This window comes from Amycolatopsis lurida (assembly GCF_900105055.1).
In the GTDB taxonomy this organism is placed as follows: domain Bacteria; phylum Actinomycetota; class Actinomycetes; order Mycobacteriales; family Pseudonocardiaceae; genus Amycolatopsis; species Amycolatopsis lurida.
Genome location: NZ_FNTA01000004.1, coordinates 5,916,737 through 5,940,743 on the forward strand (window position 1 = coordinate 5,916,737; position 24,007 = coordinate 5,940,743).

The window sequence follows — 24,007 nt, forward strand, 5'->3', positions numbered from 1 at the left end:
TGCTTGCGAATCTGCGATTCGCAACCTTTGCAAGATGCTACGGAAGCTTCGCAGAAATTGGCAAATTGGAGGCCTGGATCGGATTTCCCCTGTCATGTCAGGGTCTGGTCAGGAAAGGCGATCACTCGCAAACTTCGCAACACCGGGAGAATCCGATGACTCAGCACGCGCAGCAGCTGGAGCAGGCGGCCGCCGAACTGGCCAAGCAGTGGGAGACCGACCCCCGCTGGGCGGGCGTGAAGCGTTCGTACTCCGCGGCTGACGTGGTCAAGCTGCGCGGCAGCGTGGTCGAGGAGCACACGCTCGCTCGCCGCGGCGCCGAGAAGCTGTGGGACCTCCTGCACACCGAGGACTACGTCCACTCGCTGGGCGCCCTGACCGGTAACCAGGCCGTGCAGCAGGTGCGCGCCGGCCTCAAGGCCATCTACCTGTCGGGCTGGCAGGTCGCCGCCGACGCCAACCTCTCCGGCCAGACCTACCCGGACCAGAGCCTCTACCCGGCCAACTCGGTGCCGGCCGTCGTCCGCCGCATCAACAACGCGCTGGGCCGCGCCGACCAGATCAACTGGGCCGAGGGCAACACCGACATCGACTGGTACGCCCCGATCGTCGCCGACGCCGAGGCCGGTTTCGGTGGCCCGCTCAACGCCTTCGAGCTGATGAAGGGCATGATCGCCGCCGGTGCCGCGGGTGTGCACTGGGAGGACCAGCTCGCGTCCGAGAAGAAGTGTGGTCACCTCGGTGGCAAGGTGCTGATCCCGACCAAGCAGCACGAGCGCACGCTGAACGCCGCCCGCCTCGCCGCGGACGTGCTGAACGTGCCGTCGCTGATCGTCGCCCGCACCGACGCGCAGGCCGCCACGCTGATCACCAGCGACGTCGACGAGCGTGACCGCAAGTACGTCACCGGCGAGCGCACCGCCGAGGGCTTCTACAACGTCACCAACGGCATCGACCCCTGCATCGACCGCGGTCTGGCCTACGCCGAGTACGCCGACCTGCTGTGGATGGAGACCTCCAAGCCGGACCTCGAGGTCGCCCGCCAGTTCGCCGAGGCGATCAAGGCCAAGTACCCGGACCAGATGCTGGCCTACAACTGCTCGCCGTCGTTCAACTGGAAGAAGCACCTGGACGACGCGACGATCGCGAAGTTCCAGCGCGAGCTCGGCCACATGGGCTACAAGTTCCAGTTCATCACCCTGGCCGGCTTCCACGCCCTGAACTACTCGATGTTCGACCTGGCGCACGGATACGCCCGCGAGGGCATGACCGCCTACGTCGACCTGCAGGAGCGCGAGTTCGCTTCGGAGGACCGCGGTTACACCGCCACGAAGCACCAGCGCGAGGTCGGCACCGGCTGGTTCGACAACGTCGCGACCGCGCTGAACCCGGAGAGCTCGACCACCGCGCTCGCCGGCTCCACCGAGGCCGAGCAGTTCTGATCCCTCGCAAGTAGGTGACGGGTGGCGGTCTTTCGACCCCGGGAGACCGCCACCTCCCTTCCTCTTCTATCTCTCGCGAAGCCCCAGCGGAGGCACACCATGGTTGAGAAGCTGAACTACCGGATCGACGTCTGCGGACCTGCCGGTGACCGGTTCGACGAGATCCTCACCCCGGCCGCACTGGACTTCGTGGCCAAACTGGACAACGCGTTCGCCGGCCGCCGCCGCGAGCTGCTCGACGCCCGGCGCCTGCGCCGCGAGAAGCTCCAGTCCGGTGAGGAGCCGCTGGGCTTCCTGCCCGAGACGCGGGCCGTCCGCGACGACAGCAGCTGGTCGGTCGCTGCGGCCGCGCCCGGTCTCGAAGACCGCCGCGTCGAGATCACCGGCCCGACCGACCGCAAGATGACGGTCAACGCGCTGAACTCCGGCGCGAAGGTCTGGCTCGCCGACTTCGAGGACGCGACCTCGCCGACCTGGCACAACGTCATCGACGGCCAGATCAACCTGTTCGACGCCATCCGCCGCAACATCGACTTCACCACCGAAGCGGGCAAGCGCTACACCATCGGCGACGAACCCGCGACGATCGTCGCCCGCCCCCGCGGCTGGCACCTGGTGGAGAAGCACATCCGCATCGACGGCCGCCCGGTCTCGGCGAGCCTGGTCGACTTCGGCCTCTACTTCTTCCACAACGCGCGCCAGCTGCTGGCCCGCGGCAGCGGCCCGTACTTCTACCTGCCGAAGCTCGAGAACCACCTCGAAGCGCGGCTGTGGAACGACGTCTTCCTGCTGGCGCAACGGGAACTCGGCATCCCGCGCGGCTCCGTCCGGGCCACCGTGCTGATCGAGACGATCACCGCCGCGTTCGAAATGGAGGAGATCCTCTACGAACTGCGCGAGCACGTCTCCGGGCTGAACGCCGGCCGCTGGGACTACATCTTCAGCGTCATCAAGAACTTCTCGTCGCACGGCGCGGACTTCGTGCTCCCGGACCGCGCGCAGGTGACGATGACCGTCCCGTTCATGCGGGCCTACACCGAACTGCTGGTGCGCACCTGCCACAAGCGCGGGGCGCACGCCATCGGCGGGATGGCCGCGTTCATCCCGAGCAAGGACCCGGAGATCAACGCGACCGCCCTCGAGAAGGTCCGCCAGGACAAGGAACGCGAGGCGAACGACGGTTTCGACGGATCGTGGGTCGCGCACCCCGGCCTCGTCCCGGTCTGCCGCGAGGTGTTCGACGGCGTGCTCGGCGGCTGGCCCAACCAGCTCGGCAAGCTCCGTGAGGACGTCGTCGTCACCGCCGAGGACCTGCTCGACGTGGCCAGCGCGGGCGGCGAGGTCACCGAAGCCGGTGTCCGCGCCAACATCAACGTCGCGCTGCGCTACATCGACGCCTGGCTGCGCGGTACGGGCGCGGCGGCGATCCACAACCTGATGGAGGACGCCGCCACCGCCGAGATCGCCCGCTGCCAGGTGTGGCAGTGGATCCGCAACGGCACGAAGCTCGAAGACGGCACCGCGCTCACCCGCGAGCTGGCCGTGTCCTATTTGGACGAAGAGCTGGCGTCGGTGCGGGCCGAACTGGGCGAGGGCAACCGGCTCGGCGACGCCTACGAGATCTTCACCGAGACCGCGCTGGGCGAGAAGCTGCCGAGCTTCCTCACCACCGGCGCGTACGCGCGGTACCTGACCGCGCGGTGACGCAGGCTCCGGCCGCCTTTACCTGACGCGGGGCGGCCGGGTTCCACACCGGTTTGGGACGGTGTGGCCCAACGGGTCCGGTGGCGGCGGCTCCCCGTCACCGGACCCGCTTCACGCGCGCGCCCCTCCGGTAGCGCTGTCGGGCGTGCGCTTCGCCGCGAAGACCCCGTCCTCACCACACCACCGTGGACGGGGTCTTCGCGGCTTTCTTATGCCGAACAAGCGAGTTACGCCTTACGGGACCGGACGAATCGGTCACGGACCGCGATTAGGTAGGGGTACCTAGTGAAACCCCCGTTGTTTCGGCGGCGGGTCGCGCGGATGCTCGGCGCCGGGTGGGAATTCCACCCGTTTCCCCGAGGAGCAACCATGAAGAAGCAGTTGAGGACCCTCTTGGCCGCGACCTTCGCCGTCCTCGCCGTCGCCCTCGCCGCCCCCGCGGTGTCCGCTTCGGCCGGGGTCTCGGTGCAGCCGGACTGTGTCCGGCCCTGCCACTTCTGATCTTCGTCACCTAGAGCAGCTCCGGGGGTCGCGCCCCTCGCGACCCGCGACGCTCGTGGAGGGGGATCCGGGTCCCCCGACGTCCCGGATTTCCCCTCCGCCCCGCGGACACCGCCACGAATGGTCACCTGAATGCGGCGGCTCGGCCCGCATGAAGGGGTCCTTCGCGCAAAGACGAGTACGAACGCTAATTGTCCATAAAGGACGCTGAGGTCTGTCTGCGTGTCCGATCTGAGTGCTTTGCGCGGGGGTCGTGAGTGGTAATGGTCGTTCTAACGCGCTTTATCACTCACGACGCCGGCGCAAGAATGCGCAAAGTGCTCAAATCAGGCATTGGAGACCGCCCTTCAGCCCCTTGTGGACAGTCGCAGCCGCGGCAGGTCTTGCGAGGACCGGGCCCCTGAGAGTTTCAGGACCTGACACGTTGCCCTACCCCGCACGACCCAGCCGCGCCTGCCGCATTCAGTCCTCTGAACGCGTCGAGTGATCAGGGCTCGAAGGCGTTCCCGGTCGCGATCTTCGGCCGCCCCAGTTCCACCGGCTCCCCGATGCGAGCCCGCCGGTAAACGGCGACGGTCGCTTCGGCGATCCGGCCCCAGTCGAAGTCCGCGGCCAGGCGCGACTGCGCGGTCAGCGCGCGGCGGGCGGCGGCGACCTCGTCGTCCAGGACCGTCTCGACGGCGTCCCCGAGGGCGTCGACGTCGCCGGGGCTGAACGCCAGGCCGGTCTCGCCGTCGACGACGACCTCGCCGAGCCCGCCCGCGGTCGAAGCCACCAGCGGCGCCTTCGCGGCGGCCGCCTCCAGCGCGACGATCCCGAACGGTTCGTACCGGCTGGGCAGCACGACGGCGTCGGCCGCGGCCAGGACGGCGCGCAGTTCGCGGTCGGAGAGGTGCCCGACGAAGTCCACCGCGCGGCGGACGCGCAGCTTGCGGGCCTGGTCGACCAGTTCCTCCAGATGCCGTCCCTTGCCGGCGACGACCAGCCGCGTCCCCGGTTTGGCGCGGCGGATCCGGGGGAGCGCGGCGAGCAGGTCCTGCACGCCCTTCTCCCATTCCAGCCGTCCGAAGTAGAGCAGCAGCGGCGCGCCGGAGGGACTGTAGACCTCGCGCGCATGCGCGACCTCTTCCGCGGGCACCTGCCAGGTGCGTTCCTCGATGCCGTTGTGGATCACGGTGACCGCGTCGCCGTCGACCTCGAAGAGGTGCGCCACCTCGCGGCGCATGGCCTGCGAGCAGGTGATCAGCGCGTCCGAGCGGTTCGCGAGCCACCATTCGACCGAGTGAACCTGCTGGTTCAGCGGATGCGAGAGCCAGCCGGAATGCCGTCCGGCCTCGGTGGCGTGGATCGTGCCGACCAGCGGCACCCGCGCCGCCTCGGCGATCGCGATCGCGGGATGGGTGACCAGCCAGTCGTGCGCGTGCACCACGTCCGGCTGCCAGGTGCGCAGCAGGTCGGTGGCGGCTCGGACCATCGCGTGCCCCATGGCCAGCGTCCACGCGACGAGGTCCCGTTCGAAGGTCACGTGCATCGGATCCTCGGCGACCCGGATGATCCGGACGCCCTCGACCACGCGATCGGTCCTCGGATGGGTCTCGGCGTCGGTGCCCGCCGTGTGACGGCACAGGACGACCACGTCGTGCCCCTGCCGGGCGAGATGCCGGGCCAGGGCGTGGACGTGCCGTGCGAGTCCGCCGACGACCACGGGTGGGTACTCCCACGACAACATCAGCACGCGCATGGGTGGAGGTTACTCGTGAGTCGGTCGTCACCGGGACCGGGCGATCACCCCTGCCGGTGAACCCGATCGAGGGCGACAGGAGCGGCGATCTTTGCCACCATCGGAGTGATGACCTCCTCGGTGAACGCGGCCGGACCGGCCTTCGAAACCGTCGAACCGGTGCTCTCGACGCCGTGGTCCGCGCAGGTCGGGCCCGGCGACGCGCTGCCGGAGTACCCGCGTCCGCGGCTGGTCCGCGAACGCTGGCTGAACCTCAACGGCGTCTGGGAGTACGCGGGCAGCGGCGCGTCCGGCCGGAACGGGTACGGCGAGCGGATCCTGGTGCCGTTCCCGCTGGAGTCGGCGCTCTCCGGTATCGGGCGGCGGGACGAAACCCTCTGGTACCGCAAGGTTTTCAAGGTCCCGTCCGGCTGGGACGGTCAGCGCGTCCTGCTCCACTTCGGCGCTGTCGACCAGTCCGCCGAGGTCTGGGTCAACAATCAGAAAGTGGCTGTCCACGAAGGGGGGTACACGGCCTTCAGCGCGGACATCACCGACGTGGTGCGGCCGTCGGGATCGCAGGAACTGACGGTCCGCGCGACGGACCGCACCGACGCTTCGACCCACCCCGTCGGCAAGCAGCGGAACGACCCGAAAGGGATCTTCTACACCGCCGCGTCGGGTATCTGGCAGACCGTCTGGCTGGAGCCGGTGCCGTCCGAGCACGTCCGGGATCTTCAGGTGACGCCAGACCTCGAAGGGGTGACGGTTGTGCCCAAGGTCACAGGCGGCGCCCGCGTGGAGCTGATCGTGAGCGAGCCCGATGGACCGGAAGTGGCACGCGTCGCGGAGGACGTGGGACGCCGCTTGCGCGCGGAGGTGCCTTCGCCGCGCCTCTGGACGCCCGACGATCCGTATCTCTACGACCTCCAGGTCCGCTTGCTCGACGAGAGCGGCACCGCGCTCGACGTCGTCGAGTCCTACACCGGGCTCCGCACGATCGGGACGGTCGCCGACGCCCAGGGCAGGCCTCGGATCGCGCTCAACGGCCGGATCACCTTCCTCCACGGCCCGCTCGACCAGGGGTACTGGCCGGACGGGATCCACACCGCCCCCACCGACGAGGCGTTGCGGTTCGACCTGGAGAAGACCAAGGAACTCGGCTTCAATTTCGTCCGCAAACACGTCAAGGTCGAGCCGGAGCGCTGGTATCACTGGGCGGATCGGCTGGGCCTGCTCGTCTGGCAGGACATGCCGTCGCTCACCGTCTCCTTCGACGGCCCGCCCGGCACCGCGCCCGATCCGGTGCCGGAGGCGAAGGCGCGGTTCGAAGCGGAACTGATCGAGATGATCGAGCAGTTGCGCGGCATGACCTCGATCGTCGGCTGGGTGCCGTTCAACGAGGGCTGGGGCGAATTCGACACCGCGCGGATCGCGAAGCTGGTGAAGGACCTCGACCCGACCAGGCTCGTCGTCGCGAACAGCGGGGTGAACTGCTGCTTCTCGCGGCCGGACACCGGAGCGGGCGACGTCTACGACGACCACACCTACGTCGGCCCGGGGAAGCCCTCGGTGAAGGACCACAGGGTGATCGTCGACGGCGAGTACGGCGGCCTCGGCCTGGTCGTCGACGACCATCGCTGGCCGGGGGAGCCACAGGCTTATGAGATGACGCTGACCTCGGCACAGCTGACGAAGCGCTATGCCGAGGTCAGCGAACACCTCGAAAAGATCATCGCCGGAACCGGCCTGTCCGGCGCGATCTACACCCAGATCACCGACGTCGAGAACGAGGTCAACGGCCTGCTCACCTACGACCGGCGGGTGGTGAAGGCCGATGCGGCGACCGTCGCGGCCCGCAATCGCGCGGTCATCGAGGCGGGTCGGTCCGGCTGAACCTCCACCGGACCGCCCGAGTCCCGGACCCGGACGGGCACCCCGAGCAGCTGAGAAGGCAGCTGCCCGGGGTCGTCTGGCGCTTCACCTGGTCGCGCGGGTGGCCGGGATCTTCGGGGACTTTGGTCGCCGGATCGCTCCGGGAACCCGCCCGTCTCGGGAAAAGTGCGGATCAGCCGATCGTGGCGTCGATCGCCTTGGTGATCAGTTCGTCCTCGGGTTCGGTGCGCGGGCGGAACCGTCCCACCACTTCACCGGACGGGGCGACGAGGAACTTCTCGAAATTCCACTGCACGTCACCGGCGGCGCCTTCCGCGTCGACGGCCTTGGTCAATTCGGCGTAGAGCGGGTGCCGGGTTTCGCCGTTCACGTCCAGCTTTTCGAACAGCGGGAACGAAACGCCGTACGTCGTCGAGCAGAAGGTCTGGATCTCCTCGGCGGTGCCCGGCTCCTGTCCGGCGAACTGGTTGCACGGGAACCCGACGACGGAGAAACCTTTGTCCGCGTACCGTTCCTGCAGCTTCTCCAGCCCGGTGTACTGCGGGGTCAGCCCGCATTTCGACGCCACGTTCACCACCAGCAGCGTCTTGCCCTCGAGCGCGCCGAGCGTCGTGTCCTCGCCCGCGAGCGTCTTCAGTGGGATGTCGTGGATGCCCATGATTGCCCCTTTTCGTCATTTCCTCAGCAGGTCACGCGCGTCGACATGGCCGAAGGGCCCGTCGTCGCGCCGGAACGCGGCCGCGGTCTCCCGTGCGCGGTCGAGCGCACCGTCGCGGAGCAGTCCGGCGAGCGTGTCGAACCGTTCGGTGTGCACCTTCGCCCGCCGCCGCGCGTAGTCGGCGGCGGAATCCTTGGTGACCATGAACGCCCAGTCGCTCGACAGCGCCAGCATCGCCTCGGCGACGGCCTGATCGCGGACGGCGTCGCGGGTCGTCGTGTCCATCCCGGTGACCAGGTCCAGCATCCGGTGCTGCAGCGCGGTGTTGTCCCGCACCATGTCGGCGACCTGCTCGCCGTCCCAGACCCGCCAGTCCTTGCCCGAGCCCCACGACGACGCCGGGAGGTCGACCTTCCCGCCGAGGTGGCCCGCTTCGAGCGCGCCCTTGAGCGTCGTGACACGGACTCCAGCCTCGGGCAGCGCCCGGAGGACACCTTCGAGCCAGGCCGGGCCCTCGTGCCACCAGTGCCCGAACAGTTCCGTGTCGTACGCGGCGACGACGAGTGATTCGCGGCCGTGCTCGGCCTTGAGCGAGCGCAGGCGGGCGACGACGGTGTCGACGAAGTCCTGGACGTGGCCGCCGAGGGTGGCCGTCGCCAGCGCCGGGTCGTAGGGCGCCTTGTCCGGCGGCTCGACGGTTTTGCCGGTCACCCGCGACGGTTTGAGGCCGACCTCGTGCGCCCAGGTGTGGAAGTCGCGGTACGCGGCATGGCCGGGGTAGCCGGCCTTCGGCGACCAGACGCGGTACGTGACTTCGAGGTCGCGGCCGAAGCAGACGACGTCGGAATCGCCGACGGTCCGCGCCGCTGAGGTGTCGCCGTGCAGGGAAGGCCCGTCGACCATGAACCGCTGGACTCCCGCGGCGGCGTATCCGGATTCCATTCCGGGCGCGTAACCGCATTCAGGTGCCCAAATGCCCTCGGGGCGCCGTCCGATCCGCAGCGCGGTGTCGGCCAGCCCGCCACGCAGCATGAAGTCGCGGACCGCCGGGTCGAGCAGCGGCTGGAACGGATGTGCCAGCGGGCCGCCGAGCAGTTCGATCGTCCCATTGTCCACAAAGGACCGCAGGATCGGCGAGAAACCGTGCCGCCAGTGGGTTTCGAGTTCTTCCGATGCCTTGAGCGCCGTCCGGTACTCGCTCGCCGCGAGGTCGCGCAGCAGCGGGTCGCCGCGCCAGAGCGTGGACGCGTGCCAGGAGCGCAGCTGCCAGTGGCCGAGCCAGTCGTGGAAGGCGTCGATGCAGTACGGGTCGTCGAGCTGGGCGGCGAGGATCGGCGTCATGCCGAGGGTGAGGACGTCTTCGCGGCCCTCGTCGGCGAAGCGGCGCAGGAGGTCGACCATCGGCAGGTAGGAATGCGCCCACGCCTGGTAGAGCCATTCTTCGCCGACCGGCCAGGAGCCGTGATGCGGCAGCCATGGCAGATGGCTGTGCACGACGAGGCAGAACGTGCCCTCGTACTCGCTCATCGGCGCACCGCCACGGCCACGAGGTCGAGGCTGGCGTCGAGGTCCTCACCGTGGATGGCGAAATCCGCGGCCCGGATGGCTTCGACATCGGCGAGCAGCTCCGCCGGCCAGGTCGCCTGACCGGGCAGCTGTCCCATGACGACGTCGAGCTGCGCGTCGATGATCGAGCCGCCGTACTTGGCGTCGAGCTTGGCGACGCCTTCGCCGTGGTGGAGGCCGTGCAGCGTCTCGACCTCGAAACCCGCTTCGCGCAGCAGTTCGTCCAATTCGGACGGTGCGAGTTCCCTGGTGTGGAACGGGTTGAGCGGGGTGTCGCTGTCCGGGGTGAAGGTCAGCCGGTTGGGCGTGGTGACGATCAGGCGGCCGCCGGGGGAGAGCACGCGGCGGCATTCGGCGAGGAAGGCGCCCTGGTCCCAGAGATGCTCGATCACCTGGAAGTTGGCGACGACGTCGATCGAGGCGTCCCGCAGCGGCAGGAACACCAGGTTCGCCCTGGCCACGCCGATGCCGGGGTAGCGGCGGGCGACGTGCTCGGTGGTGGGGACGTCGTAGTCGAGGGCGAGCACCCGCTCGGCGACGGTGGCGATGAGCCCGGCACCGTAGCCCTCGCCGCACCCGGCCTCCAGGACGGTCTTGCCTTCGCACAGGGGCAGGAGCTCCTGGTACGCGGCCTCGTGGCGGCGGTACCAGTAGTTTTCCTCGGCGATGCCCGGCACGGTGCGTTCACCGGTGAGGTGCAGCGCTTCGGCCCTGGTGGCTGGGGTGGTCACGCCGCGACCCTACCGGCCGGTCACTTCGACCCTCCCGCAACTAGTCACCTACTTGCGTTGTTCGGCACTCGCAAGTAGGTGACGAATTGCGGGGTTGTCACGTTTCGCGGCGCTGCGCAGTCCAGGAGATATGCAACGGACATTCACCCGCGTACTGCTCGTCGTCTTCGGTCTCATCGAACTGCCCGTCGGGCTGTGGCCGCTGTTCAGCCCGGAGGGCTTCTACCGGGACTTCCCGGGGTTCCGCACCGGCTGGGTGGCGATGGACGGCCCCTTCAACGAGCACCTGATCCAGGACTTCGGTGGCCTCAACCTGGCGCTTTCCGCGATCCTGATCGGCGCCGCCGTGATCGGGACGACCGCCGTGGCCAGGCTCGCGGCGCTCGCCACCTTCTGCTTCGGACTGCCGCACTTCCTCTACCACCTCGGCCACGTCTCGCATTTCGAGCCGGTGGACCAGGTGCTGATCGTCGTGACGACGGCGCTGGGCGCGGTGCTCCCGATCGTGTTGGCGTTGATCCCCTCGAAGCGGGTTACACCGGCGACACCGTGATGCCGATGGCGCCGGGGCCGAGGTGGGCGCCGAGGATCATGCTGGCGTCCACCAGGGTGCTGTCGACCATATGCGGCAGCCGTGCCCGCAGCCGCCCGCCGATCTCGAGATCGCGTTCGTCCGGCCCGAACCGGGTGATGGCGACCTCCACGTCCTGATCGCCCGCGCACTCCACCGCGAGATCGACGAGCTTGTTGAGCGCCCGCCGCTGGCCCGGGACCCGGGTCAGCGGGGCGACCTCGCCGTTCTTCACCGTCAGCAGGGGTTTGATCGAGAACGCCGAGCCGAGGAAGGCCTGCGCGGCACCGATCCGGCCGCCGCGGCGCAGGAACTCCAGCGTGTCGACGTAGAGGATCTCCCGGCTGCCGCGGAACCGGCGTTCGGCGGCGTCGATCACCCGGGTGGCCTGCCCGCCGGCGGCGGCGACCTTGGCCGCCGAGGTCGCCGCGAAACCGAGGCTCATCCCGGTGGTCCCGCTGTCGAGGACGTGGACGGGGACGTTCACCTGCTGGGCGGCCTCGCGGGCGGCGTTCACCGTCTCCGACATGCGGCCCGAGATGTGGATGCTGACGATCGCGGAGGCGCCCTTGCTCGCGGCGTCCTGGAACGCCCAGAAGAACGCGGCGACCTCGGGCGGCGCCGTCTTCACCGGGGTGCCGGCCCGCAGGTGGCCGATGATGTCCTCGCGGTTGTAGCGGTTCTCTTCGTCGAACTGCTCTCCGACCTGCAGTTGGACCTGAACGACGCCGATTCCCCAGCGTTCGGCGACCGGGGCGGGGAGGCAGGCGGTGGAGTCCGTGATCACGGCGACGGGGCCGGGCATGGAACGCATGGTGGGGCAGGTTAGCCCGTCGTACCCGGCGGGTGTACCCCGGAATACGGCCGTTCGGGTTAGTCGGCCGGTAACACTCACTTCCGGGTGAATTACCTGGACGATGGTCCCACTAAAACGTGCATCCAGGTGAATGAAGTCACCTCGGGGGGCCGCGGCGCTGAAATGGCCCTAATCTACCGGCCAGTAGAGCTGTTGCCCCGTGGCCGACGCCGGCCACCAACGGGAGGTCGAAGTAGACCCATGACGAACATCGTTGTCCTGGTCAAGCAGGTACCGGACACCTACTCGGAGCGGAAGCTCTCCGGTGCCGACAACACTCTTGACCGCGAATCCGCCGACGCCGTGCTCGACGAGATCAACGAGAAGGCCGTCGAAGAAGCCCTGAAGATCAAGGAAGCCGGCGAGGGCGAGGTCACCGTCGTCTCGGTGGGTCCCGACCGCGCGACCGACGCGATCCGCAAGGCGCTGTCCATGGGTGCCGACAAGGCCATCCACGTCTCCGACGAGGCCCTTCACGGCTCCGACGCGATCGCCACCGCCAAGGTGCTGGCCGCCGCGATCTCCAAGGTCGAAGGCTTCGACCTGGTCATCACCGGTAACGAGGCCTCCGACGGCCGCGGTGGCGCCGTGCCGGCGATCATCGCCGAGCTGCTCGGCCTGCCGCAGCTGACCCACGTGAACGAGCTGACCGTCGACGGCACCTCGATCAAGGCCGACCGCTACACCGAGGACGGCGTCACGCACCTCGAGGCGAACCTGCCCGCGGTGGTGAGCGTCGGCGAGAAGATCAACGAGCCGCGCTACCCCTCCTTCAAGGGCATCATGGCCGCGAAGAAGAAGCCGGTCGAGACGCTGACCGTCGCGGACCTGGGCGTCGACGCCGGCGAGGTCGGCCTCGGCAACGCCTGGTCGTCCGTGCTCGAAGCCTCTCCGAAGCCGCCGCGCACCGCCGGTGAGCGCGTCGAGGACGAGGGTGACGGCGGCAGCAAGGTGGCCGCCTACCTGGTCGCGCAGAAGCTCATCTGAGACAGGTTTCGAGGAGGAATAGGGAAATGGCTGAAGTACTCGTCCTCGTCGACCACGTCGACGGTGAAGTCAAGAAGGTCACGCTCGAGCTGCTGACCGCCGCTCGTGAACTGGGTGAGCCGTCCGCGGTCGTCGTCGGCCCGACCGGCACCGCCGCCAAGGCGAAGGAAGCCCTCGCCGCGCACGGCGCCGCCAAGGTGTACGTCGCCGAGGGCGACAACGCCACCGGCTTCCTGGTCACCCCGAAGGTGGACGTCCTCGCCGCGCTCGCGGAGCGGACCTCCCCGGCCGCCGTGCTCGTCGCGGCCAGCGCCGAGGGCAAGGAGGTGTCCGCCCGGGTCGCGGTCCGCCTCGGCTCCGGTCTGCTGTACGACGCCGTCGGTGTGAACGGCGACGGCAGCGTCGACCAGTCCATCTTCGGTGGCGCGTTCTCCGTGAAGTCCAAGTCCACCAAGGGTGTCCCGGTCATCTCGGTCCGCCCGGGCGCGGTCGAGGCGGCCCCGGCCGAGGGTGCCGCCGCCGAGGAGACCGTCGAGGTCCCCGCGGGCGACCCGGCGAAGTCCGCCAGGATCACCGGCGTCGAGCCGATCGTCGGCGGCGACCGGCCGGAGCTGACCGAGGCCTCGGTCGTCGTCTCCGGTGGCCGCGGTGTCGGCTCGGCCGACAAGTTCGACGTCGTCGAGGCGCTCGCCGACTCGCTCGGTGCCGCCGTCGGTGCTTCCCGCGCCGCCGTCGACTCGGGCTACTACCCGGCGCAGTTCCAGGTCGGCCAGACCGGTAAGACGGTCTCGCCGCAGCTGTACATCGCGCTCGGCATCTCCGGCGCGATCCAGCACCGCGCGGGTATGCAGACCTCGAAGACCATCATCGCGGTCAACAAGGACGCCGAGGCGCCGATCTTCGAGATCGCCGACTTCGGTGTGGTGGGCGACCTGTTCAACGTCGCGCCGCAGCTGACCGAAGAGGTCCAGAAGCGCAAGGGCTGATGTCCTTCGTTCGAAGAGGGGCCGTCCGGGATTTCTTTCCCGGGCGGTCCCTTTTCTGTGATCCGAAAGTGATCTTCCAGCCTGAGAGAACCCTGAGAACCCGCAATTAACTGAACGTGCACTATTCGGCCATCGGGCGCATTGTCGTTGGTACCCCCCGGGGAGTAGACCTGGGTCATGACGACGTCACAGCTCCTCGTCAGTACTGACCAGGCAGGTGTCGAACTCCCGGCCGATGCGCCGCGTTACTCCCTTCTCGTGGCGAACGGGAACGAAGAAGTCGTTGCCGCGCAACGTCTTCGGTATCGAGTGTTCGCCGAGGAAATGGGGGCGACGCTCAATTCCCTCGAACCCGGGCTCGACGTCGACTACTTCGACGAGTTCTGCGACCACCTAGTGGTGCGGGACGACAACACCGGCGAGATCGTGGGCACGTACCGGATGCTGCCGCCCGATCGGGCCGCGCTGGCGGGAAAGTTGTACTCCGACAGCGAATTCGATCTCACCGCGCTCGATTCGCTGCGTCCTTCGCTGGTCGAGACGGGGCGTTCGTGCGTGCATCCCGACCACCGCAGCGGTGCCGTGGTGAGCCTCGTCTGGGCGGGGATCGGGCGCTACATGCTGCTGGCCGGGCACCGGTATCTCGCGGGCTGCGCCTCCGTGCCGTTGACCGGCGGCGGGACCTACGCGGCGGGCGTCTGGGATGTCCTGCGCGCCAAGCACTACGCGGATGAATCCCTTCGGGTGACGCCGCTCAACCCGTGGCGGACCGAGGGTGTCCAGCGGCCCGCCCGCGCGATCCTCCCGCCGCTCATCAAGGGCTACACCCGCCTGGGTGCGAAAATCTACGGCCCGCCCGCGCTAGACGCGGATTTCGGTGTCGCGGACTTCTTCGTCCTGCTGGATCTGCACAACGTCGACGAGCGGTACCTCAAGTACTTCCTGGGAGTGCAGGGATGACCCACGCCTGGATGCCGAAGTCGCCGTGCGGCGACGGCTGCCTGAGCGAAGGGGCGCCGACGGTGGCGTTCGGCCGGCGCGTCCTGCGGTTCACCGCGGCGATCGGCGTCATCTTCGGCGCCTTCCTGTCGGCGCCGCTGGTGCTCGTGCTGCGCGGCATGCCCCGGGAACGGTTGGTGCGCCTTCTCTTCGTGGGGATCTTGAGGTCCTTCGGGGTGAAGCTGCGCGTGCTCGGCGACGAGCGTTTCCGCGCCGTGCCCGGCCGTGGCGCGCTCGTGGTGAACAACCACATCTCGTGGCTGGACATCATCGCGGTCAACGCCGTCCAGCCGATGCGGGCGCTCGCCAAGAAGGAGGTCGGCGCCTGGCCGGTGCTCGGCCTGCTGGTGCGCCGCGGCGGCAGCATCTTCCTCGACCGGGAGAACCTGCGGAGCCTGCCCGCGACGATGGACGAACTCGCCGACGCGATGCGCGGCGGATCACTCGTGAGCGTGACGCCGGAAGGCACCACCTGGTGCGGTCTCGGCTCGGGACGGTTCCGCCCGGCGACCTTCCAGGCCGCGATTGACGGTGGCGTCCCGGTGCGGCCGCTCGCGCTGCGCTTCCGGCTCGCCGACGGGCGGGAGACGACCCAGCCGGCGTTCATCGGTCCGGAGTCGCTCATCGCCTCGCTGCGGCGGGTCGCGGCGCTGCGCGGTCTGGTGCTGGAGGTGCACGTGTGCCCGGAGATCGCGCCGGGCCGCGCTTCGGACCGGCGGGAGCTGGCCGCGCTGGCGGAATCCGCGGTGCAAGCGGCGCTCGGCCGGGTGCAGATCCCCATGCAGCGGCGGCGGCGGGCGGCAGCGGTTCCGGCGGCCGTGGAGGTCCCGAAGGTGCCCAGCTCGTGAGTGGTAAGGACGGTTCTAACCGTCCTTACCACTCACGAGGCCGGGTCACTCCAGCGTCAGCGTGATCTTCCCGCCCGCGTGACCGGTCGCGCTTTCCTGATGCGCCGAAGCGGCATCGCCGAGCGCGTAGCTGGAGCCCAGCTTCAGCTTCAGGTCCCGCGCGACCAGATCCTCCAGCACGGCCTGGGTTTGCGAGCCGCTCGCCGAGAACTTCAGCCCCTGCGCGTACGCCGCCGGGTCCGCGATCGTGACCAGCCGGTCAGGTGAGCCGAGCAGGCCGACGGACTCAGCCAGGACACCGAAGCCCGCCGCGTCGAACACCGCGTCGACGCCGTCCGGCGCGACCGACCGGACCCGCGAGACCCAGCCGTCGCCGTACTGGACCGGCACCCCGCCGAGCGCCTTCACCTCGTCGAGCGACGAAGCACCGGCAAGCCCGATGACCGTGGCGCCCAGCGCGACGGCCGCCTGCGTCGCGATCCGGCCGACCTGGCCGCTCGCGCCGTGGATCACCACCGTCTCGCCCGGCTTGACCTCGAGTTCGCCCAGCACCCGCAACGCCGTCTCACCGACGATCGGCAGCGAGGCGGCCTCGGCCCACGAAAGGCCGGCGGGTTTGCGGATGACGGTGGTCGCCAGCGCGTACTCCGCGTACGCGCCGGTGTCGGACCAGCCGAAGACCTCGTCCCCGACGGCGAAATCGGTGCCTTCGCCCACCGCGTCCACGACGCCGGCCAGCTCCAGGCCGAGGATGTGCGGGAAGTCGACCGGGCGGACCTCCGCCATCGCGCCGGACCGGATCTTCCAGTCGATCGGGTTGACGCCCGCGGCCTTGACCGCGACCCGCACCTGTCCCGAGCCGGGCTCCGGCAGCGGGACCTCGGCGGACCGCAGGACGTCCGGTTCGCCGTACTGGGTGATGGTGATCGCTCGCATGTTCACTCCTACTCGGATTTTCTTCGCTGCGATCAGTCAACCGGCGCCCGGACCCCGCCCGAACCAGCCGGACGAGCAGTGTTCACTAGCCGGGAGAGCAGCGTCCCCGCCCGCGGACGCGCTTACTGTGGACGCATGGACCCGCTGCACGTGCTGAGCCAGGTCGAGTACATGCTCGCCGCTCCGCGCCCCGAACTCCTGCCGCGCTTCTCCGCGACGGCCGCGGCCGTGCTGCCGCACCGCGCCGCCGCGATGGAGACCGGTGACTGCTCCCGCCTGCCGATCAAGGTCCACGGCGATCCGGCGATCACCGGAGCGGTCACGAGCGCCGAGCTTCAGCGGCTCGGCGCGCTCGGCGTCCCGGGCAAGGCGGTGGTGGCCGAAGAGACGCTCGGCGGGCAGCGCCGGAAACTCGTCGTCCTGACCTCGGCCCCGGTGATCGGCAAGGGCGCGATGATCGCGCTCGTCCCCGCCGAGGACGAGCCGTCGGACGGCGCGCTCGAATTCGTCGCCAAGCTGTGGGACATCGTCAGCGTGAACGCCGCCCAGCGCGCCACCGACCCCGAGCCCGCCGTCCTGGAGAGCAACATCGCGGCGGCCACCGCGCGGGCGCGGGCGATCACCGATCTGGGGCAGACCCACGCGACCACGTTGACGTCGTTGCTCTCGGTACTGCGGTCACGCAAGCTCGGCGACGCCGCCGCCAGGCAGACCGCGACCGACCTCGCCGCGGCCGCGCTGGTCGAGTTGCGCTCGATCGCGGACCGCGATCAGGAACTCTCGGCGGAGCCCGCGTCGGAGGCGTTCGACACCCTTGTCACGCAGCTGGCTCCGTTGGTACGCCACAACGACGTGACCGTCGACCTCGCCGGGCCGGACGACGAACGGCCGCTCCCGCAGGACATCGCGCACACCGCGCGCACGGTCACCCGCGGCCTCGTGCTCGCCGCGCTGGAGCGGGGCGCCGGCCGGGTCCGGGCGTCCTGGCGGATCGACGGGCAGCACCTCCGGGTCACCGTGCGCGACGACGGCCCGGACGTCGCCCGCGCCGTGCCCGCCACCGGTCTCACCGAGCGGATCACCCCGCTCGGCGGACGCTGGGAGGTCGACGCCGTACCCGGCTGGGGCGCCACGATCAGCGCGCTCCTGCCGCTCGGCGTCCAGGAAACGCCGGAACTGCGGCCGCTCGACCGGCTGAACCCGCGCGAATTCGAAGTCCTCGCCGGGATCGCGCGCGGGAAACGCAACCGGCAGATCGCCGAGGAGCTGGCGCTGACCGAGCACACGGTGAAGTTCCACGTGCGGAAGATCTTGGGAAAGCTGGAAGTCACGTCACGCGGCGAGGCCGCCGTGCTGGCGCGTGAGCTGCGCCTGGAGTCCGTGTCGTGAGCTTGACCTCCACCGAGCTGGAGGTTGCAGGCTCGTCGTATGACGATCACTGGGGACGAGGCCAAACCGAAGGGTGTGCTCTGGACACCTGAGCACCGCGTGACCACCATCGGGCTGCTGCTCATGGTCACGCTCATCGCGTTCGAGAGCATGGGCGTCGCCACCGCGATGCCGACGATGGTGGCCGACCTCGACGGCCTCGCGCTGTACGCCTGGCCGTTCACCACGTTCCTGGTCGCCAGCGTGGTCGCGACCGTCCTTTCCGGACGCCTCGGCGACCGCAAGGGCCCGGCGCCCGCGCTGCTCGCCGGTACCGCGTTGTTCGCCGCCGGGCTACTGGTCGCCGGGCTCGCGCACGACATGCCGCTGCTCCTGCTCGGCAGGGGATTGCAGGGCTTCGGTTCCGGGCTCCTGCTGGTCTCGGTGTCGCTGCTGATCGCGCTCACCTTCAGCGACCGCGAACGTCCGGTGATCTACGCCGCCAACGCCGCCGCGTGGGTGCTGCCGGCGGTGATCGGGCCTTCGATCGCGGGCGTGGTGACCGTGAGCGTCGGCTGGCGCTGGGTGTTCCTCGGGCTGATCCCGCTGACCGGGATCGGGCTCGCGCTGCTGGTCGTCGTCACGCGCAGACTGCCGGCACACGTGCCCGGCGAGTCCGCCGTCCGCGCCGGGGTCGTGCCCGCGGTGGTCGCCGCCCTCGGCGTCGCCGCGCTCACCTGGGCGGCGCAGCATCCGTCTCTCCCGGCGCTGGCCTACGGCGGCGCCGGACTGGTCGCCCTCGGGTACGCGCTCCGCGAACTCCTGCCCGCCGGGACGCTGACGTCGCGGCCGGGGTTGCCGACAGTGATCGCCTCGCGCGCGCTGATCGCGGGCGCGTACGCCGGGATGGAGGCCTATCTGCCGCTCACGATGACCGAGGTCCACGGCTACAGCCCCGCGCTGGCCGGGCTGCCGCTGACGGTGACCGCGCTGGGCTGGTCGGCGGGGTCGATGCTGCAGGGCCGCATGCTCGACTGGTCGCGTGAAGCGTCGCTGCGGACCGGGTTCGCGCTGGTCGCGGCCGGTTTGGCGATCTTCGTCTTCGTCCCGCTGCCCTCGTTCCCCGGCTGGATGGCGTTCGTGGCGTCGGCTGTCGGCGGCTCCGGGATGGGGATCGCGATGCCCGCGATCTCGGTTCTGCTGCTCCGCTACTCGCCGGAGGCCGAACGGGGGTTCAACACCTCGGCACTGCAGCTCGGCGACTGGGTCGGATCGGCTCTGACCATCGGTTTGGGCGGCGTTCTGCTCGCTTCGCTGGCTTCGGCGAAGGAGCCTTCGGTGGCGATCTTGGTGCTTTCGGTGGTGCTGACCGGCATCGCGTTGCTGGGGGTGCGGCTGACCGGACGGTGGCCGTCGGATATGAGCGCCGCCACCCGCTGACCAGGGTGGGCTTGGTCACGCCCCGGAACGGGCTACCCTGAAAGACGCGATGACCTATCTCGACCACGCGGCGACCACCCCGATGTTGCCCGAAGCCGTAGCGGCGATGTCCGAGGCGCTGTCCACAGTGGGCAACGCCTCCGCGCTGCATTCCTCGGGGCGCCGGGCGCGCCGCCGGGTCGAAGAAGCCCGCGAGGTGATCGCGGAGGCGCTGGGCGCCCGGCCGTCCGAGGTGATCTTCACCGCCGGTGGCACGGAGAGCGACAACCTCGCGGTCAAGGGCATCTTCTGGGCCCGCACCGGCGAGGACCCGAAGCGGAGCAGGGTGCTGTGCAGCACCGTCGAGCATCACGCGGTCCTCGAGTCCGTCGAGTGGCTGGAGCAGCACGCGGGCGCCGAGATCGTCTGGGTCGAGGTCGACCAGGCGGGCCGCGTCACCCCCGAGTCGCTGCGCACCGCCATCGGCGACAGCCCCGAGACGGTCGCGCTGGTCACCGTGATGTGGGCGAACAACGAGGTCGGCACGGTCAACCCGATCGCCGAGCTCGCCGCTGTCTGCGCCGAGCACGAGATCCCGCTGCACACCGACGCCGTCCAGGCCGTCGGCGCGGTGCCCGTCGACTTCGCCGAGAGCGGCGCCGCGGCGCTGACCCTCACCGCGCACAAGCTGGGCGGCCCGTACGGTGTCGGCGCGCTGCTGCTCGGCCGGGACACCGCGTGCGTACCGGTCCTGCACGGCGGCGGCCAGGAGCGAGCCGTGCGTTCGGGCACGCTCGACGTCCCCGCGGTGATCGCGTTCGCGACGGCGGTGAAGGCCGCGGTCGAAGGCCGCGAGGAGTACGCCAAACGCGTCGCCGAGCTGCGGGACGACCTGATCGAGGCCGTCCGGCGCGAGGTGCCGGACGTGGTGCTCAACGGCGGCGAGGGCGAACGGCTGCCCACGCACGCCCACTTCACCTTCCCCGGTTGCGCGGGTGACAGCCTGTTGATGCTGTTGGACGCCAAGGGCATCGAATGTTCCACCGGTTCGGCGTGCACGGCGGGTGTCGCGCAGCCGAGCCACGTGCTGCTGGCCATGGGCGCCGAACCCGCGGCCGCGCGCGGGTCGCTGCGGTTCTCGTTCGGGCATACCTCGGCACCGGAAGACGTTGAAGCGGTTTCGAGGGAGATCGCGGGCGTCGTCGACAGGGCGAGGCAGGCGGGGCTCGCCGGAATGCGCAAGCAGACGCAGAAGCAAGAGGTGTGAGGAAGATGCGCGTACTGGCCGCGATGAGCGGGGGAGTGGACTCGGCGGTGGCCGCCGCGCGCGCCGTGGACGCCGGGCACGAGGTCGTGGGCGTGCATCTGGCGCTGTCGGCGAAGCCCGGCACGCTGCGCACCGGATCACGCGGCTGTTGCACGATCGAGGACTCCGGCGACGCGCGGCGCGCCGCGGACATCCTCGGCATCCCCTTCTACATCTGGGACTTCGCCGAGCGGTTCACCGAAGAGGTCATCGAGACCTTCGTCGGCGAGTACGCCGCGGGCCGGACGCCGAACCCGTGCGTCACCTGCAACGAGAAGATCAAGTTCGAGGCGCTGCTGGACAAGGCGATGGCGCTCGGCTTCGACGCGGTCGCCACCGGGCACTACGCCCGTCTGTCCCTTGTGGACGGTGTGCCGGAGCTGCGGCGCAGCGTCGACACCGGCAAGGACCAGTCCTACGTGCTGGCTTCGCTGACGCCGGAGCAGCTTCGGCATTCGCTGTTCCCGCTGGGCGATTCGTGGAAGACCGACGTACGCGCCGAGGCCGCGAGCCGCGGCCTGTCGGTGGCGAAGAAGCCGGACAGCCACGACATCTGCTTCATCCCGGACGGGGACACGAAGAGCTTCCTGGAGAAGCGGCTCGGCCAGCGTCCCGGGCAGCTCGTCGACGCCGAGACCGGTGCCGTGCTCGGTGAGCACACCGGCGTGCACGGTTTCACCGTCGGCCAGCGCAAGGGCCTCGGCATCGAGGCGCCGGCGCCGGACGGACGGCCGCGCTACGTGCTCTCGCTGGAGCCGGTTTCGGGCACCGTGAAGGTCGGTTCCGCGCGGGACCTCGGCGTGAACGTGATCGAGGCGGACCGCCCGATCTGGCCGAGCGAGCGGCCGCTGGACGGCCCGACCGAATGCGTCGTGCAGGTGCGCGCGCACGGCGGGATCGTCGAGGCCGTCGCGGAGGTTTCCGGCGATTCGGTGAGCATCCAGCTGCGTGAGCCGCTACGCGGCGTCGCGCCGGGGCAGGTCGTCGTGCTGTACCGCACCGATGCCGCCGAAGGCGATCTCGTGCTCGGCAGCGCGAAGATCTCCGGGACTCGCTAGAACTTCAGCTTGAAGCCGGTGTGCGTGGCCTCGAAACCGAGGCGCTCGTAGAACCGGTGCGCGTCCTCGCGTTTCACGTCCGACGTCAGCTGGACGAGAGCGCAGCCCCGTCGTCGTGATTCCTCGATCGCCCACCGCATCAGCTCGCCGCCCAGGCCGGAGCCGCGATGGCTCGCCCGCACCCGGACGGCCTCGATCTGCCCGCGCAGCGCGCCTTTCCGCGCCAGGCCGGGGATGATCGACAACTGGAGCGTGCCCACGGCCTCCCCGGCGTCGTCGGCGACGATCAGCAGGTGCGCCGGATCGGCGTCGATCTGCTCGAAGGCTGCCAGGTACGGCGCCAGGTCGTCGGCGGAATCCCGGGTGCTGCCGATCTGGTCGTCGGCGAGCATCCCGACGATCGCCGCGACGTCTTCCCGGCGCGCTTCACGGATGATCATGAGGTGTAGTGTCGCACCCCGTCGGTCTCGGCCGCGGTGAGTTTCCCTTGAGCCACCAGCAGATCCAGATGCGAGCCGGTTTCGAGCACGGCGAGCATCTGGTTGAACGGGTCCATGTCGGGAAGTTTGCGCTGCCTCCGCGTCCAGCCCAGCCGCAGCGCGACCTCGTACGCGGTCGTGACTTCCGCGGTGATCTCGGCGCCCATGACTTCGAGCCGGTCTCGGTGGTGTTCCAGCAGTTCGTCGACGCGGGCGTGGACGCTGCCGGTGACCGGACCGTGCGCGGGGAGCATGCGCCGGTCCGGCATCTCGCGGACCAGGCGCAGGGAGTCGAGATAGTCGTGCAGGGGCAGTTCGGTCGGCACCGGCTGGAAGCCGATGGACGGCGTGATGTGCGGCAGCACGTGGTCGCCGGAGAACACCAGCCCGGCGTCGTCGTCGACGAAGACGACGTGCCCGTCCGTGTGGCCGGGCGTGTGCACGATGTCGAACTCGCGGCCGGGCACGATCTCGCGTTTGCCGGGGACGAGCCATTCGTCGGGCTGTTCCCACAGATGCGCCTCGGTGTGCCGGACACCGCCGAAGGCCTTGGCGAGTTCCTCGACGACCGGCCCCGCGCCGCACCGTTCGAGCAGGCTGACCTGCGCCTCCATCGGGAAGCGGTCCGGGTCGCCGGAGCGGACCAGCGACGGCTCCTCCCGCTTCCCGAGCCCGAGCCTGCCGCCGAACTCACGGCGCAGCTCCACGGCGAGGGTGTAGTGATCGCGATGCACGTGGGTGATCAGGAATTCGTCGATGTCGCCGAGGTCGGTACCGAGCGCCTTCAACCCGCGCGAAAGCCGTTCGCGCGCCGATTCGAGCGCCCAGCCCGAGTCCACGAGGACCAGGCGGGTTCCGTCGGTGACGACGTAGATGTTGACCGCGCGCAACGCGTCGTGCGGCAGGGGGAGCGGGATCCGGTGGACCCCAGGCGTGACCGTGTAGACGCCTGGCTCGGCCCAGTCCCGCTCGCCGTCTTCGGGCAACGGCTCCATGGTGACCTCCGTCCCGGACGCACTCCAGCGTGCCGCCCCAGTCCCTCCACCTTGAGCCGCCGGAAGCCGAGTGTCCACTTCAGGAGTGTGAGACCCCGATCACTTGTCGTCCTGTTTCAGCGCGGTGTCGATGGTGAGCGCCGACGCGACCACCATCGACGCCAGCGGGTCCCGCAGCGGACGGTGGATCTCGACGACGTAGTTGTCGGCGGTGGTGAACGCGGCCTTCACGAAACCGCCCCAGGTCTTCGTGATCCGCGCGATCTCGACGTCCGCGTGGTCCTTGATCGCGAAGTTCCACGCCCGCCAGTTCTCCGCGAAGATCCCGCCGACCTTCCGCCCGTCGACCACGAAACCCAGCCGGATCTTGCCGAAGACGTTCTCCTGCACGATCTCGCCGATCGGGGTGTCGTCGGCCTTCGTCACCAGGAACCGGGATTTGAACACCTTCGCCGGCCGCGTCACCTTCAGCACGGTGCTGTGGTTCGCGTCCCGGATTTCGAAGCGATGGGTCAGGAACTGGTCGTAGTTGGTGAGCAGCCGGATGGCCTTCTTCAACGTGCTCTGCCCGACCTGCACGACGCCGCCGAGGCGGTTGCCGTTCTGGTCGAACACCCCGAACTCGTTGGCCATCTCGATGAGTTTCGCGCGCTGGTTGACCACGAGCACGGGTTCGGAGAACAGTGTCCCGCCGCCGACGACACCGCCGCCGCGGCCTTGGGTACCCGTCGCCGCCTGCGCCCGGATCCTGTCCGGATCATGCGCGCCTTCGATGTCCAGCTCGATCATCTCGGCGTCGTGCGACGGCCGCGTGTTCGCGGTCCAGGCCTGCCCGTCCCACCACCGGTACAGCCGGGGGTTCTGCCGGTCGGGATACCAGCCGGCGGGCTGTGGGGAGCTCGTCATGGCAGGTCAGCGTAATGCGCCGGGCGCGGAATCGGGCTCGTCGACGGCAATTGCGTCGAATGTCCGTGTCCTCCC

The 24,007-nt window shown here is 69.6% G+C and carries 22 protein-coding genes; 13 read left to right on the plus strand and 9 right to left on the minus strand.

Translation table 11 applies throughout. The features are described 5' to 3' along the window. Positions 1 to 155: 155 nt before the first annotated feature. From aceA to BLW75_RS43995, 3 genes are all read left to right on the plus strand, one after another. On the plus strand, positions 156 to 1,442 hold the full coding sequence (gene aceA / locus BLW75_RS33595; protein WP_016336576.1) for an isocitrate lyase: 1,287 nt from the start codon (positions 156 to 158) through the stop codon (positions 1,440 to 1,442). A 99-nt stretch (positions 1,443 to 1,541) separates the two neighbouring features. Then, positions 1,542 to 3,146, plus strand: coding sequence for a malate synthase A (gene aceB, locus BLW75_RS33600; RefSeq protein WP_034315784.1), 1,605 nt, complete (start codon positions 1,542 to 1,544; stop codon positions 3,144 to 3,146). 369 nt (positions 3,147 to 3,515) lie between these two features. Next, entirely contained in the window at positions 3,516 to 3,647 is a 132-nt protein-coding gene (locus BLW75_RS43995; RefSeq protein ID WP_255431241.1) for a hypothetical protein, read from the plus strand. Positions 3,648 to 4,134: 487 nt separating this feature from the next. Here the strand turns inward: BLW75_RS43995 and BLW75_RS33605 are convergent, their stop codons facing one another. Further along, complete coding sequence (locus tag BLW75_RS33605) at positions 4,135 to 5,388, minus strand: glycosyltransferase family 4 protein (RefSeq protein ID WP_034315782.1); 1,254 nt, start codon at positions 5,386 to 5,388, stop codon at positions 4,135 to 4,137. Between the two features lie 108 nt (positions 5,389 to 5,496). On the opposite strand from BLW75_RS33605, the gene BLW75_RS33610 reads away from it, so the two are divergent. Then, a complete protein-coding gene (locus BLW75_RS33610; RefSeq protein WP_034315780.1) occupies positions 5,497 to 7,263 on the plus strand; it encodes a glycoside hydrolase family 2 protein in 1,767 nt (588 codons plus the stop codon). Positions 7,264 to 7,435: 172 nt separating this feature from the next. Here the strand turns inward: BLW75_RS33610 and BLW75_RS33615 are convergent, their stop codons facing one another. From BLW75_RS33615 to BLW75_RS33625, 3 genes are read right to left on the minus strand one after another with little or no spacing between them, the layout of a single operon-like run. Then, the gene (locus BLW75_RS33615) at positions 7,436 to 7,921 is read right to left on the minus strand and encodes a glutathione peroxidase (protein WP_034315778.1); all 486 of its coding nucleotides are present in this window, start codon (positions 7,919 to 7,921) and stop codon (positions 7,436 to 7,438) included. Between the two features lie 15 nt (positions 7,922 to 7,936). Then, the gene (locus tag BLW75_RS33620) at positions 7,937 to 9,448 is read right to left on the minus strand and encodes a 1,4-alpha-glucan branching protein domain-containing protein (protein WP_034315775.1); all 1,512 of its coding nucleotides are present in this window, start codon (positions 9,446 to 9,448) and stop codon (positions 7,937 to 7,939) included. After that, positions 9,445 to 10,218, minus strand: coding sequence for a class I SAM-dependent methyltransferase (locus BLW75_RS33625; protein WP_034315773.1), 774 nt, complete (start codon positions 10,216 to 10,218; stop codon positions 9,445 to 9,447). The genes BLW75_RS33620 and BLW75_RS33625 overlap by 4 nt, the downstream gene beginning before the upstream one ends. A 130-nt stretch (positions 10,219 to 10,348) precedes the next feature. Here BLW75_RS33625 and BLW75_RS33630 point away from each other — a divergent pair, with 130 nt between their 5' ends. After that, the gene (locus tag BLW75_RS33630; protein ID WP_034315770.1) at positions 10,349 to 10,771 is read left to right on the plus strand and encodes a hypothetical protein; all 423 of its coding nucleotides are present in this window, start codon (positions 10,349 to 10,351) and stop codon (positions 10,769 to 10,771) included. Here BLW75_RS33630 and BLW75_RS33635 read toward each other — a convergent pair. Next, positions 10,752 to 11,603, minus strand: coding sequence for a DegV family protein (locus BLW75_RS33635; RefSeq protein ID WP_091598821.1), 852 nt, complete (start codon positions 11,601 to 11,603; stop codon positions 10,752 to 10,754). The genes BLW75_RS33630 and BLW75_RS33635 overlap by 20 nt on opposite strands. Before the next feature lie 243 nt (positions 11,604 to 11,846). On the opposite strand from BLW75_RS33635, the gene BLW75_RS33640 reads away from it, so the two are divergent. The 4 genes from BLW75_RS33640 to BLW75_RS33655 all read left to right on the plus strand — a co-directional run bounded on the left by BLW75_RS33640 (position 11,847) and on the right by BLW75_RS33655 (position 15,465). Next, positions 11,847 to 12,632: an electron transfer flavoprotein subunit beta/FixA family protein gene (locus BLW75_RS33640; protein ID WP_016336566.1), complete on the plus strand. Its 786-nt coding sequence runs from the start codon at positions 11,847 to 11,849 to the stop codon at positions 12,630 to 12,632. Between the two features lie 26 nt (positions 12,633 to 12,658). Further along, the gene (locus tag BLW75_RS33645) at positions 12,659 to 13,618 is read left to right on the plus strand and encodes an electron transfer flavoprotein subunit alpha/FixB family protein (RefSeq protein ID WP_016336565.1); all 960 of its coding nucleotides are present in this window, start codon (positions 12,659 to 12,661) and stop codon (positions 13,616 to 13,618) included. Positions 13,619 to 13,795: 177 nt separating this feature from the next. After that, positions 13,796 to 14,578: a GNAT family N-acetyltransferase gene (locus tag BLW75_RS33650; RefSeq protein ID WP_034315768.1), complete on the plus strand. Its 783-nt coding sequence runs from the start codon at positions 13,796 to 13,798 to the stop codon at positions 14,576 to 14,578. After that, positions 14,575 to 15,465, plus strand: coding sequence for a lysophospholipid acyltransferase family protein (locus BLW75_RS33655; protein WP_034315766.1), 891 nt, complete (start codon positions 14,575 to 14,577; stop codon positions 15,463 to 15,465). Before BLW75_RS33650 ends, BLW75_RS33655 begins: the two co-directional genes overlap by 4 nt. Before the next feature lie 45 nt (positions 15,466 to 15,510). Here BLW75_RS33655 and BLW75_RS33660 read toward each other — a convergent pair whose 3' ends face one another. Beyond that, on the minus strand, positions 15,511 to 16,401 hold the full coding sequence (locus BLW75_RS33660) for an NADP-dependent oxidoreductase (RefSeq protein WP_034315763.1): 891 nt from the start codon (positions 16,399 to 16,401) through the stop codon (positions 15,511 to 15,513). A 135-nt stretch (positions 16,402 to 16,536) separates the two neighbouring features. Between BLW75_RS33660 and BLW75_RS33665 the strand changes: the two genes are divergently transcribed. The 4 genes from BLW75_RS33665 to mnmA are packed head-to-tail and all read left to right on the plus strand — an operon-like array spanning position 16,537 to position 21,552. After that, complete coding sequence (locus BLW75_RS33665) at positions 16,537 to 17,790, plus strand: helix-turn-helix transcriptional regulator (RefSeq protein ID WP_034315760.1); 1,254 nt, start codon at positions 16,537 to 16,539, stop codon at positions 17,788 to 17,790. A 24-nt stretch (positions 17,791 to 17,814) separates the two neighbouring features. Beyond that, the gene (locus BLW75_RS33670; protein WP_277814984.1) at positions 17,815 to 19,209 is read left to right on the plus strand and encodes an MFS transporter; all 1,395 of its coding nucleotides are present in this window, start codon (positions 17,815 to 17,817) and stop codon (positions 19,207 to 19,209) included. Between the two features lie 49 nt (positions 19,210 to 19,258). Beyond that, entirely contained in the window at positions 19,259 to 20,455 is a 1,197-nt protein-coding gene (locus tag BLW75_RS33675) for a cysteine desulfurase family protein (RefSeq protein ID WP_034315756.1), read from the plus strand. Between the two features lie 5 nt (positions 20,456 to 20,460). Continuing rightward, complete coding sequence (mnmA, locus tag BLW75_RS33680) at positions 20,461 to 21,552, plus strand: tRNA 2-thiouridine(34) synthase MnmA (RefSeq protein ID WP_034315910.1); 1,092 nt, start codon at positions 20,461 to 20,463, stop codon at positions 21,550 to 21,552. Here the strand turns inward: mnmA and BLW75_RS33685 are convergent. The 3 genes from BLW75_RS33685 to BLW75_RS33695 form a co-directional block, all read right to left on the minus strand. Next, positions 21,549 to 21,992: a GNAT family N-acetyltransferase gene (locus BLW75_RS33685; RefSeq protein WP_034315753.1), complete on the minus strand. Its 444-nt coding sequence runs from the start codon at positions 21,990 to 21,992 to the stop codon at positions 21,549 to 21,551. The two genes, mnmA and BLW75_RS33685, sit on opposite strands and share 4 nt — an antisense overlap. Then, entirely contained in the window at positions 21,989 to 23,026 is a 1,038-nt protein-coding gene (locus tag BLW75_RS33690) for an MBL fold metallo-hydrolase (RefSeq protein ID WP_034315750.1), read from the minus strand. Before BLW75_RS33690 ends, BLW75_RS33685 begins: the two co-directional genes overlap by 4 nt. A gap of 99 nt (positions 23,027 to 23,125) precedes the next feature. Further along, positions 23,126 to 23,932, minus strand: a complete 807-nt coding sequence (locus tag BLW75_RS33695; RefSeq protein WP_034315748.1) for an LURP-one-related family protein — start codon at positions 23,930 to 23,932, stop codon at positions 23,126 to 23,128. Positions 23,933 to 24,007: the final 75 nt, after the last annotated feature.